Source organism: Leifsonia xyli, assembly GCA_001647635.1.
In the GTDB taxonomy this organism is placed as follows: Bacteria; Actinomycetota; Actinomycetes; order Actinomycetales; family Microbacteriaceae; genus Leifsonia; species Leifsonia xyli_A.
Genome location: CP014761.1, coordinates 674,669 through 686,816 on the forward strand (window position 1 = coordinate 674,669; position 12,148 = coordinate 686,816).

10 protein-coding genes and 1 pseudogene are annotated in these 12,148 nt (G+C 71.6%); all 11 read right to left on the bottom strand.

Going from position 1 to position 12,148, the window contains the following annotated elements; all coding sequences use genetic code 11:
- Positions 1–100: 100 nt before the first annotated feature.
- On the bottom strand, positions 101–622 hold the full coding sequence (locus A0130_03395) for a hypothetical protein (protein ID ANF30854.1): 522 nt from the start codon (positions 620–622) through the stop codon (positions 101–103).
- Positions 619–1,971, bottom strand: coding sequence for a hypothetical protein (locus A0130_03400; protein ID ANF30855.1), 1,353 nt, complete (start codon positions 1,969–1,971; stop codon positions 619–621). Before A0130_03400 ends, A0130_03395 begins: the two co-directional genes overlap by 4 nt.
- Positions 1,968–3,035, bottom strand: a complete 1,068-nt coding sequence (locus A0130_03405) for an ATPase (protein ANF30856.1) — start codon at positions 3,033–3,035, stop codon at positions 1,968–1,970. The genes A0130_03400 and A0130_03405 overlap by 4 nt, the downstream gene beginning before the upstream one ends.
- Before the next feature lie 94 nt (positions 3,036–3,129).
- A pseudogene (locus A0130_03410) lies at positions 3,130–3,666 on the bottom strand (hypothetical protein).
- On the bottom strand, positions 3,603–4,313 hold the full coding sequence (locus tag A0130_03415) for a hypothetical protein (protein ID ANF30857.1): 711 nt from the start codon (positions 4,311–4,313) through the stop codon (positions 3,603–3,605). The pseudogene A0130_03410 and the gene A0130_03415 overlap by 64 nt, the downstream one beginning before the upstream one ends.
- Positions 4,314–4,403: 90 nt before the next feature.
- Positions 4,404–6,470 carry an excinuclease ABC subunit B gene (locus tag A0130_03420; GenBank protein ID ANF30858.1) on the bottom strand — a complete coding sequence of 689 codons (2,067 nt, stop codon included), beginning with the start codon at positions 6,468–6,470 and terminating at the stop codon, positions 4,404–4,406.
- Positions 6,471–6,536: 66 nt separating this feature from the next.
- Positions 6,537–7,139, bottom strand: coding sequence for a dephospho-CoA kinase (locus tag A0130_03425; protein ANF30859.1), 603 nt, complete (start codon positions 7,137–7,139; stop codon positions 6,537–6,539).
- Between the two features lie 84 nt (positions 7,140–7,223).
- Positions 7,224–8,666 (bottom strand): 30S ribosomal protein S1, encoded by a 1,443-nt coding sequence (gene rpsA, locus A0130_03430; protein ID ANF30860.1) that lies wholly within the window; start codon positions 8,664–8,666, stop codon positions 7,224–7,226.
- A 108-nt stretch (positions 8,667–8,774) separates the two neighbouring features.
- Positions 8,775–9,758, bottom strand: coding sequence for an NAD-dependent epimerase (locus A0130_03435; protein ID ANF30861.1), 984 nt, complete (start codon positions 9,756–9,758; stop codon positions 8,775–8,777).
- Positions 9,755–10,393, bottom strand: a complete 639-nt coding sequence (locus A0130_03440; protein ID ANF30862.1) for a hypothetical protein — start codon at positions 10,391–10,393, stop codon at positions 9,755–9,757. Before A0130_03440 ends, A0130_03435 begins: the two co-directional genes overlap by 4 nt.
- 14 nt (positions 10,394–10,407) lie before the next feature.
- Entirely contained in the window at positions 10,408–12,081 is a 1,674-nt protein-coding gene (locus A0130_03445; GenBank protein ID ANF30863.1) for a hypothetical protein, read from the bottom strand.
- Positions 12,082–12,148 lie beyond the last annotated feature (67 nt).

Genomic DNA, 12,148 nt, shown 5'->3' on the forward strand with positions numbered 1-12,148 from the left:
TCCGTTCGATTCTACCCTCTCGAGCGCGGCGATCCCCGCACGCGTGAGTCTAGGAGCGACCACCGACATTCGATCCCGACGGCCGCCTCCGGTGCTCGGGTCAGCGGTTCGGGCGGCGCAGCAGGGCGGGGACGAGCATCCCGACCAGGGCCAGCACTGCCAGGCCCGAGACGATGGCGAGCAGGGGGACCGCGACGCGTCCCGTCGGGAGGAGGACCGCCACGGCCACGACCTGGACCGGGATCTGAAGGAGCACGAACCGGCGCAGCGACGGCAGCAGCACCGCAGGCTGGAGGCGCGCCGCGGCCGGAACCACCAGCATCCACGACGCGATCACGTGCAGGGCGTGCGCGCCGGCGACCAGCGCGAGCATCCGGACCGTCAGCGTGCCGGGTTCGATCAGGGACGACAGCACCAGCACGCCGATCAGCACCCACGCCGTCAGCCAGCGCGGGCGCCACACGGCGACGCCGACGAGCAGGGCGCCGATCGCCGTCCACGGGCCGCTCGGCACGCCCGCGAGGACCAGGGTCAGGCCGAGCGCGGCGAACAGCGCGCGGAGCGACCAGCCCGGTACGGTGCGGGCGCCGAGCTCGGGCGTCGTGTGCGCGGGGTCGCTCATCCGCGCCTCGCCGTCGTCAGGGAGCGCAAGCCGGCCTCGCGGGACACCGGATCCTGCCAGCCGAGCAGCTCCACCCCGCCGGCCTCCAGCTGTCGCAGGCGGAGGGTGCGCTCGAGCTCGACCGTGCGGAGGGCCAGCCGCTCTCGCGCGGTCAGCTCGCGCGGGTCTCGCACCGGGAGCACGTCGACGGCGATGACGCGATGCCCGGATGCGCGCCATCCCAGTGCCAGAGTCGACGGCTGGTCGTCGAGGAAGGTCGAGAGCACGTACACGATCGCGCCCGGCGACAGCCGCGGCGACCGGACGCGCTGGAAGGCGGTGCCCGTGGCCGTCGTCAGTTCGATCTCCCGCAGCACCCGCTCGCGGTGGCGGGCCCCGGCGCGCGGCGGGAGGACGCGGCGGGACTCCCCCAGGTCGTCGAACCCGACCCGGTCACCCACCGCGGCGTAGGCGACGGTGAGCGACGCGGCCGCCTCGCGCGCGAGGTCGAGCGAGGACAGCGCCGGTCGCGGGTAGGCGCGCGACCAGTCGGCCACGATCCCGGTCAGGTCGTCCCGCGCGTCGAGCACCAGGTGCACGGCGGCGTCGGAGGTCGCGGTGGTCCGGCGCACGTACAGCTCCCCCGAGCGTCCCGCGCGGGCGGTCGCGCGCCAGTCGATGCGGCGAAGCCGGTCGCCGGAGTGGAACAGGTCGACGTCACGGAACTCGCCGCCGTCGCCGGGCCGCGTGGAGACGTGCTGACCGGTCAGGCCGAGCAGGCGCGCCGGGAGCGGGAGTCGGCGGAGCGGCACCCGGCGCGGACGCACCACCCGCTCGACGGAGACCTCCTCGCCCGGGGCGCCGACCCACGCCGCGTCGGCCCCGACGGCCCGCGCCGCGACCTCGGCCACGCGCTCCGGACCGGAGTGGATGACGGGGACCTCGCCCGTGGTCCTGGCGGCGGTGTGCGGCGTGAGCACCGCATCCACCGGCGCGGCGCCGCCGAGGGCGAGTCGCAGGTGGAGTGCGTCCGGACGCTGCGTCGTTGCGGCGTGGAGGTCGACGGTGAGCGCCGTGGACCCGTCCGGCGCGGGATGCGCGGGTCCCGTGGAGGCGACCGACGTCTCGGTGACGAGGTCGTCCGACGACGTGTCGCGGTCTCTGCGCGGGCGGCGGTCCCAGCTCAGCGCCGCCGCGAGCAGCAGGGGCGCGCCGACCAGTGCCGGTTCGACGCGCGTCATGACGAACGCCGCCACCACACCGGCCACGCCGACCACGACAGCGCCGGCGAGGGCCGGGCTCAGCGTCCATCCCCCGCGCGCGGCGGTGTGCGTGCGGTCCTGGTCCGCGTGGTCGGCGTGGTCGGTCATCGTCGCTGCGGGTCCGTCCCGGCCGCGTCCGCAGGCGCCGGCGCACGGCGGCCCGCCCCCACGGCAGGCGGACCGGCGACCGTGCTGACCACCTCCGCGACGACCTGCTCCGCGCGGACGCCGCCCGTCCACGCCTGCACGGTCAGCGTGAGCCGATGGGCGAGCACGGGCACGGCGACCGCCTTCACGTCGTCCGGGAGGACGAAGTCGCGTCCGTCCAGCACGGCCAGCGCCCGGGCGACCAGCAGCAGCCCCTGCGACCCGCGTGGCGACGCGCCCACCTCGACGGAACGGTGGCTGCGGGTCGCGGCGGCGAGGCGGACGCAGTAGGCGGCGATGTCGGGGTCCACATCCACCGCTTCGATGCCCGCCTGCATGGCCGCCAGCGTCGCCGCGTCGATCACCCGCTCGACGCTCGCGACCTCATGGCGTCGGGCGATGCGGGCGAGAAGCACACGCGACTCCCCCGCCTCGTCGGGATAGCCGACGCTCAGGCGCACCATGAAGCGGTCGAGCTGGGCCTCCGGCAGCGCGTACGTACCCTCCGACTCGATCGGATTCGCCGTTGCGACGACGTGGAACGGCGACGGCAGCGGGAAGCTGCGACCCTCGACCGACACCTGCCCCTCGGCCATCGCCTCCAGCAGCGCGGACTGCGTCTTCGGCGACGTGCGGTTGATCTCGTCGGCGAGGAACAGTCCCGTGAACACCGGCCCGGGCCGGAACTCGAACTCGGCCGTGCTCGGCACGTACACGAACGAGCCGGTGATGTCCGACGGCAGCAGGTCGGGGGTGCACTGCAGCCGGCGGAAGTCGAGCCCGACGGCGGACGCGATGCTGCGCGCGGCGAGCGTCTTGCCGAGTCCAGGGACGTCCTCGAACAGCACGTGGCCGCCCGCGAGGATGGTCGCGAAGGCGACGCGGAGCGGCGCGCGCATGCCGACGACGACGCTGCTGACCCGGTCGAGCACCGCGGCGCCGAGGCGCGCGACGTCCGGGACGGCCAACGCGGGTGCCTGCGCGCGTGTCGCCTCGTCGGTCTGCTGGGTGGGGTCAGCGGGCATGCGGCGGCTCCTGGATGCTCGGGACGGGTGGTCGGGATGAGGTGGACGGCGCGGCGGCGGGCGTCGGGAAGGGTGCGACCGCGTCCTCGTAGGCCAGCGCCTCCAGCCGGGTCAGTGCCGCGGAGACCTCCGACGTGCGCGGCGGGGCTACCCCGGAACCGCGACGGAGGAGCCGGAGCGCGTCGGCCCCGAGCAGCTCCTCGAGGCGGGCGTCCGCGGTGCGGTCCTCCAGGTCGAGGCCCCGGAGCAGGAGCGCGCGCTCGGCGAGCAGTCGGAGCCGGCGCACGCCCTCGGGCGATACCCGGCCTCCGCGGGCGCCGAGCGACCAGCCCAGCTGGACGATGTCGCGGCGCGCGCCCGGCCGGGGCTGCGGGGCGGGGACGGCCCAGACGACGTCGGCGGCCTCCCCCAGTGCCGAGAGGCAGGCGGTGAGGGCGAAGGCAGCAGCACCGAGTCCGATGGCGTGCGCGGCGTCCATCCCGAGGTACCAGGCCGCGACGCCGAACGCGAGCCCGACAAGGGCGCTGAGGATGAGCCGACGCAGTATCCGGGGCGGCAGACGGCGGGTCATCGGCGGGCTCCGAAGCGCTCGGCCGACGTCGACGCGCGCGAGCGAGGGGCGTCGCTCCACGAGGCGCGGAGCGCGTCGACCGCCGAGCGCGCGGCGGCGACGTCCTCGGGCGTGACCGCGGCGCTGCTGAATCGCGCGCGCTGGTACAGGGCGAGGAAGCGCTGGGTCGCGTCCCGGTCGGCCGCCACGCGAGCGAGGACGCGGGTGGTGAACTCCGCCGGCGTCTCGGCCGGCAGGCGGCGGACCCCGGAGTCGGCGGCGCCCTCCTCGAGACCGACCCAGGCGCGTTCGATCGCGTCGCGGGGCTCGCGCGCGTCGGCGAGTTCGGCGGACGCGCGGTCGAGTCCCCGGCGGACGTGCTCGGGCTCGGCGTGTCGCTCCGGCTCGGGATGGGCGTCGCCGACCTCGGCGTCGGTCACGTCGGTCAGCGGCGGCAGGTCTCTCGGCGGGACGGCCCGGCGGCGCAGGCGCCAGAGCAGGGCGAGCGCGATCACGACCGCGAGCACGATGAGGGCGACGAGCAGCCAGGACAGGTCGAGGCGCAGCACCTGCGTCTGCTGCTGCGGTTCCGGACTTCCGGAGAGCTGGGGCCGCGGCGGCGCGGTGGCGATCGGCGCGGGCGGGAGGAACATCCGCGGCCCGGTGAACTCGGGGGCGCCCTGGAACGCGACCGCGATCACGGCGACGCCGACCAGCACGGCGCACACCGCGAAGGTCCAGCGCCGTCCCGTCGTCCTCGAAGCCACCCTGCCACCGTAACCCGCCCGTGCGCCGAGCGCGCGGACGACCCGGACCCGTCAGCCCAGGTGGCCGGCCTTCTCCATCTGACGCAGGTCGCGCTTCAGGTCGGAGAGCTCGTCGCGCAACCGCGCCGCCAGCTCGAACTTGAGCTCGCCGGCGGCCGCCAGCATCTGCTGGTTGAGGTCGGCGATGATGCCCTCGAGCTCGGCCGCGCCCTGGGCGGCGATGCCGCCGTTCCGGAGGTTCGGGGTCGGGCTCTTGCGCTTCTGGTCGCGACCGGCCAGCATCCGGGCGGTGTCGGCCTCCTCGCGCGCGAGGATGTCGGTGATGTCGGCGATGCGCTTGCGCAGCGGCTGGGGGTCGATGCCGTTGACGCGGTTGTACTCGATCTGCTTCTCGCGGCGACGCTCGGTCTCCTCGATCGCGTTCTTCATCGAGTCGGTGAGCACGTCGGCGTACATGTGCACCTGACCGGAGACGTTGCGGGCGGCGCGGCCGATCGTCTGGACCAGCGAGGTGGACGAGCGGAGGAAGCCCTCCTTGTCCGCGTCGAGGATCGCGACCAGCGAGACCTCCGGCAGGTCGAGTCCTTCACGGAGCAGGTTGATGCCGACCAGCACGTCGTAGACGCCCGCACGGAGCTCGGTGAGGAGCTCGACACGACGCAGGGTGTCGACGTCGGAATGCAGGTAGCGCACCTTGACGCCGGCCTCCGCGAGGAAGTCGGTGAGCTCTTCCGCCATCTTCTTGGTCAGCGTCGTGACGAGCACCCGCTCGTCGCGCTCCACCCGCAGACGGATCTCCTCGAGCAGGTCGTCGATCTGGCCCTTCGTGGGCTTGACGACGATCTCGGGGTCGACGAGGCCGGTCGGGCGGATGATCTGCTCCACCACGCCGTCGGCGATGCCCAGCTCGTACTTGCCCGGCGTCGCGGACAGATAGACGGTCTGGCCGACACGGTCCTTGAACTCGTTCCAGCGCAGCGGGCGGTTGTCGAGCGCGCTCGGGAGACGGAACCCGTGCTCCACCAGTGTGCGCTTGCGCGACGCGTCGCCCTCGTACATGGCGCCGATCTGCGGCACCGTCACGTGCGACTCGTCGATCACGACGAGGAAGTCGTCCGGGAAGTAGTCGAGCAGGCAGTGCGGCGCCTCGCCCGGACGACGGCCGTCGATGTGGCGCGAGTAGTTCTCGATGCCCGAGCAGAAGCCGATCTGCTCCATCATCTCGAGGTCGAACTGGGTGCGCATGCGCAGCCGCTGCGCCTCGAGCAGCTTGCCCTCCCGCTCCAGCTCCTGCAGGCGCTCGTGCAGCTCCTCCTGGATGGTGCCGATCGCGCGCTGCATGGTGGCCGGGCTCGCCGCATAGTGCGTCGCCGGGAAGACGGATACCGCGTCGAGCTTGGCGATGACGTTGCCGGTCAGCGGGTGCAGCGAGTACAGCGCTTCGATCTCGTCGCCGAACAGCTCGATCCGGATCGCGTGCTCCTCGTAGACCGGGATGATCTCGATCGTGTCGCCGCGCACCCGGAACTTGCCGCGCGAGAAGTCGACGTCGTTGCGCTCGTACTGCATGTTGACGAAGCGGCGGATGAGCGCGTCGCGGCCGACGTTCTGGCCGACCTGCAGGGCGACCATCGCCTCCAGGTACTCCTCGGCCGCACCGAGGCCGTAGATGCAGGACACGGTGGAGACCACGACGACGTCGCGCCGGCTCAGGAGCGAGTTCGTCGTGGAGTGCCGCAGGCGCTCGACCTCGGCGTTGATGGACGAGTCCTTCTCGATGAAGGTGTCCGTCTGCGGCACGTAGGCCTCGGGCTGGTAGTAGTCGTAGTACGAGACGAAGTACTCGACGGCGTTGTTCGGCAGCAGCTCACGGAACTCGTTGGCGAGCTGAGCGGCCAGGGTCTTGTTGTGCGCCAGCACGAGGGTCGGCCGCTGGACCTGTTCGATGAGCCAGGCGGTCGTCGCCGACTTGCCGGTTCCGGTCGCGCCGAGCAGCACCACGTCGGTCTCGCCCGCGTTGATGCGACCCGCCAGCTCGGCGATGGCCTGCGGCTGGTCACCGCTCGGCTCGTACTCGCTGACGACCTCGAAGGGACGGACGGAGCGTGTGGGAAGCATGTCTCCAGTCTAGGAAGGACCACCGACACTCCGAGCGGCTCTCGCTCACAGCGGAACGCCGGGGCTTCAGAACGCGGCGCGGAGCTGCTCCCAGAGCGCGTCGACCTGCTCCAGCGTGCGGTCGAGCGTGCCGCCGGTCTCGATGACGACGTCCGCGACGGCGAGCCGCTCATCGTCCGACGCCTGCGACCGGATGCGGCGCTCGGCCTCAGCGCGGTCCATCCCCCGCAGCTCGACCAGCCGCTGGATGCGTGTTTCGGCGTCCGCGTGCGCGACGACGACACGGTCGAACCGGTACTCGTTGGCCGACTCGACCAGCAGCGGGACGTCGTAGACGACGATCGCGTCCGGGTCGGCCTCCCCCGCGGCGCGGAAGCGCGCGGTCGACTCGGCCATCACCGCGGGGTGGGTGATGCCGTTGAGGGCCTGCAGCGCCTCGGGGTCGCCGAAGACGATGGCGCCGAGCGCCGGGCGGTCGAGGGTTCCGTCCGGCGCGATGACGCCGTCGCCGAAGCGTTCGGCGATCGCGGCCAGGGCCGGACGGCCGGGTTCGACCACCTCACGCGCGATGCGGTCCGCGTCGACGACGACGGCGCCGTGGGAGGCGAGGCGGGAGGCGATGGTCGATTTGCCGGAGGCGATCCCGCCGGTGAGTCCGATCAGCTGCACCCGCCCAGCCTAGCGGCGGCCGCGCTCCCGGGAACGACGAAGCGGCCGGCCCCGAAGGACCGGCCGCTCAGTGTTCGAGTTCGCTCAGTTGTTGGAGCTGAGCTTCTCGCGCAGAGCCGCGAGCGACTCGTCGTCGGCGAGGGTTCCGCCCGAGTTCGTGTCGGAGGAGTACGACGAGGTACCGCTGTCGGCGGCAGCCTCCTCGAGGCCCTTGGCGACCTGGCGCTTGTGCGCCTCCCAGCGCGCCTGGGCCGCAGCGTACTGCTGCTCCCACTCGTCGCGCTGCGCCTCGAAGCCTTCCTTCCACTCGTTGGTCTCGGGGTCGAAGCCCTCCGGGTACTTGTAGTTGCCCTGCTCGTCGTACTCGGTGACCATGCCGTAGAGCGCCGGGTCGAACTCGGTGCCCTCCGGGTCGACGCCCTCGTTCGCCTGCTTGAGCGACAGCGAGATGCGGCGGCGCTCCAGGTCGATGTCGATGACCTTAACGAACACCTCGTCGCCCACCGAGACGACCTGCTCGGCCAGCTCGACGTGCTTGCCGGACAGCTCGGAGATGTGGACGAGGCCCTCGATGCCGTCCGCGACGCGGACGAACGCACCGAACGGGACGAGCTTCGTGACCTTGCCCGGCGCGACCTGACCGATCGCGTGGGTGCGGGCGAAGACCTGCCACGGGTCCTCCTGCGTCGCCTTGAGCGACAGCGAGACGCGCTCGCGGTCGAGGTCGACCTCGAGGATCTCGACGGTGACCTCCTGGCCCACCTCGACGACCTCGGAGGCGTGCTCGATGTGCTTCCAGGAGAGCTCCGACACGTGGACGAGACCGTCGACGCCGCCGAGGTCGACGAACGCACCGAAGTTGACGATCGACGAGACGACGCCCTTGCGGACCTGGCCCTTGTGCAGGTTGTTGAGGAACGTGGTGCGGGACTCGGACTGGGTCTGCTCCAGCAGCGCGCGGCGCGAGAGCACCACGTTGTTGCGGTTCTTGTCGAGCTCGAGGATCTTGGCCTCGATCTCCTGACCCAGGTACGGGGTGAGGTCGCGGACGCGGCGCAGCTCGATGAGCGACGCGGGCAGGAAGCCGCGCAGGCCGATGTCGACGATCAGGCCGCCCTTGACGACCTCGATCACCGTACCGGTGACGACGCCGTCGGCCTCCTTGATCTTCTCCACATCGCCCCAGGCGCGCTCGTACTGCGCACGCTTCTTGGACAGGATGAGGCGGCCTTCCTTGTCCTCCTTCTGGAGAACGAGGGCCTCGACGGTGTCGCCGACCTCGACGACCTCGGTGGGGTCGACGTCGTGCTTGATGGAAAGCTCGCGCGAGGGGATGACGCCCTCGGTCTTGTAACCGACGTCGAGGAGGACCTCGTCGCGGTCGATCTTGACGACGGTGCCTTCGATGAGGTCTCCGTCGTTGAAGAACTTCAGCGTCTTTTCGACCGCGGCAAGAAAGTCCTCAGCAGATCCGATGTCGTTGACGGCGACCTGCTTGGGTGCCTTGTCGGTCGTTGCGGTTGTCATGTAGTGGGTGCTCCGTTATGGACAGGATTCAGGCCGGTCGCGATAGGTTTTCGATGTGATTCCGCGAACGGCAGGCGGATAGGGATGTCACACAAGTGACGTTCTAGTCTACCGGGCGTTGGGCGCGTGCAGCAAGCCGCGCTCGCCCAGGATGTCGCGGAGCGCGGGCTCCAGGTCGGGGAAGGCGAAATGGTAGCCCGCGTCGAGCAGGCGTTCGGGCTCCACCCAGCGGCTCTTCAGCACCAGTTCGGTCTCGGTGCGAATGGCCGCGGAGCCCACCTCCAGCATCCACCGGTACGCGGGAAGGCCGACGCGCACGCCGAGCAGTCGGCGCAGCAACGCCATCAGGGAGCGGTTGTCGGTGGGATGCGGCGCCGCGACGTTGACCGGCCCGTCGAGCTCCGGATGCGCGCGCAGGAACTCGATGGCGCCGAGCACGTCCGCGATGTGCACCCAGCTGAACTTCTGGCGGCCGCCGCGCGCCCGGTACTCGTGGAACGTGCCCGCGTTGCGGCGCGCCGCCGTGGCGAACCACGGCCCGTCGACCTGCGGCCCGCCGAGGCCGAACCGCACGAGGTTGACGAGAGGTGTGAGCGCGCTGCCGTCACCGAGGACGATCGCCATGCGCAGGGCGACGCGGCGGGTGGCCGGCAGATCGCCCTCGAACAGCTCGCGCTCCCAGGCCTTGGCCACGTTGACGGAGAAGCCGGTGCCGAGCTCGCCCGTGGACTCGGTCATCGGCCGGTCCTCCGCGTGCCGGTAGATCGTCGCGGTGGACGCGTTGAACCAGACCGGAGGAGGCGCGTCGCTCGCGGCGATCGCCTCACGGACGGCCTTCGTCGTCGCGAGGCGCGACCGGAAGATCTCGGCGCGGTTGGCGTCGCCGTACCGGCAGTTGACGCTCTTGCCGGCGAGGTTGATCACCGCGTCGGCGCCGGTCACCGCAGTCCGCAGCCCGGCCGCGTCGTCCCACCGGACGTCCGGGCCGGCACGCCCGACCAGCACGACCTCGGCCCCGGAGGCCCGGTAGTGCCGCTCCAGGTACCGTCCGACGAAGCCGGATCCCCCGGCGATCACGATGCGCTCGGTCACTCCGACCGCTCCCCCTTCTCGATCCCGTAGCGGAACCGTCCCTTGTACTGATAGATCCGGCCGATCACCGGCACCGCGACGACGATGGAGACCTCCTGGCGGTCGGTCGCGTCGTCCCATCGTTCCGTGAGGACGACCACCGGCGCCACGAGCCGCGGAATCGGCACCCGTCTGTCGCCGACGACGAGCCTGACCGTTGTCGAGCGCAATCGCAGTCCGCCGTCCCGCACCGTCGCACGGAACAGCGCCTCCGCCCGGACCGGGTCGCCGAGACGGTCGATCAACGCGCCGCCGCTCACCCCGATCTCGTCGACCATCAGCGCCTTCCGCGCGCGACGGTGTGCCGTCAGGTCGAACGAGCGCGTGGCGGCCACCGCCGGCGATCCGTCGGCGGCGGTCACCGCCCGGTTGGCCACGGTGAACGGCACCGCGCGCTCCCACACCGGGAACATGACGTGCGCCCGCGCGAACCAGGCGAGCACCGGCCACACCCAGCGCCGCGGCGTGCCGACCGTCTCGAACACGCCGCTCCCCCGCCCTACCGCGTCGTCCGGGATGGCGTCGAAGTACGTCCGCAGGCGCGGATGCAGCTCGTCGAACGCCGCGCCGAGCACGACGCGGTAAGGAGAGGTCACCGGTGGAGGCGCGTTCAGTCGAGCAGCGCCGACTTCAGCGTGTCGAGGCCGACGCCGCCGATGTCGAGGGCCTTCTTGTGGAACGCCTTGATGTCGAAGGACGCGCCCTCGCGACGGGCGTACTCGTCGCGCAGCTGCTCCCAGATGCGCTGGCCGATCTTGTACGACGGCGCCTGCCCGGGCCAGCCGAGGTAGCGATTGACCTCGAACCGGACGAAGCCGTCGTTCATGTTGACGTTCTCGCGCAGGAACGGGAAGGCGTCCTCGCCCGTCCACGGACGCGAGCCGTCGGGCAGCGGCTTCTCGAGGTGCACGCCGATGTCGAGCACGACGCGCGCCGCGCGCATCCGCTGGCCGTCGAGCATGCCCAGACGGTCGGCCGGGTCGTCGAGGTAGCCCAGCTGCTCCATCAGGCGCTCCGCGTAGAGGGCCCAGCCCTCGGCGTGCCCCGAGGTGCCGGCGATGCGGCGCCAGGAGTTGAGCTGCGCCTTGTTGTAGGTCGCCTGCGCGATCTGCAGGTGGTGACCCGGGACGCCCTCGTGGTAGACGGTCGTCAGCTCGCGCCAGGTGTCGAACTCGGTGACACCCTCGGGCACGCTCCACCACATCCGGCCGGCGCGGGCGAAGTCGTCACTCGGGCCGGTGTAGTAGATCCCGCCCTCCTGCGTGGGGGCGATCATGCACTCGAGGCGGCGGATCTCGGCCGGGATATCGAAGTGCGAACGGCCGAGCTCCTCGATGGCTCGGTCGCTGGTCTCCTGCATCCACCGCTGCAGCGCGTCGGTGCCGTGGAGCTTGCGGCTGGGGTCGCCGTCGAGGAACTCGATCGCCTCGAGGACGCTCGCTCCCGGCTTGATCTCGTCGGCGATCGACTCCTGCTCGGCGCGCATGCGGGCGAGCTCCTCGATGCCCCACTCGTAGGTCTCATCGAGGTCGACGGTCGCACCGAGGAAGCCGCGCGAGGCGAGCGCGTAGAGCTCGCGGCCGACCGCATCCTTCTCGGGCGCGTGCTGCGCCAGCTCGTTCTCGAAGAAATCGGCCAGCGTCGCGTACGCCTGCGCAGCCTGCTGGGCACCGTCGGCGAGCTCCGCCTTCAGCGACTCGGGGAGCACGCCGTTCAGCGGCTTGGCGTCGGCGGTGAACTCGTAGAAGAAGCCCGTGTCGGCGACCTGCTTGCGCGCCTGCGCCAGCACCTCGCGCACCTGGCGGATGGCCGGGACGTTGCCGGCAGCGATGCCGCTGCGCAGGGTCTCGATGTAGCCGTCCATCGCCGCCGGGAGGTTGTGGAGGCGCTTGGAGACGTTGGCCCAGTCGTCTTCGGTGTCGGTGGGCACGAGGTCGAAGATGTCGCGCAGCTCCTGCGCCGGCGATGCGATGACGTTGAGGTCGCGCTGGGCGAAGCCCGCTTCGTGCTTCTCTACCGTGAGCTGCAGCTCGCGCGTGAGGTCCATCTTGGTGACGCGGTCGATGTCGTCGACGGGCTCGGCCGCCTCGATGCGGGCCAGAGCCTCCTTCACCTTGGCGATGGCGTGCTCCGCGCCGGCGGGCGAGTAGTCGGCGTATTCGCCCTCACGGCCGGGACGGCCGAGCCAGACGTGGAACTCCGGGTACAGCTCGAGCTGGGTGTCGACCCACTCCTCGGCGATCGTGTCGACCGGGGTGGGTTCGCGCTTCTGATCGTTGGTCATGGCTCGACCCTACCGACGACGGCTCCTGCTCGGCACGGGACGCCCTGAATTGTGGACAAGTCGACGG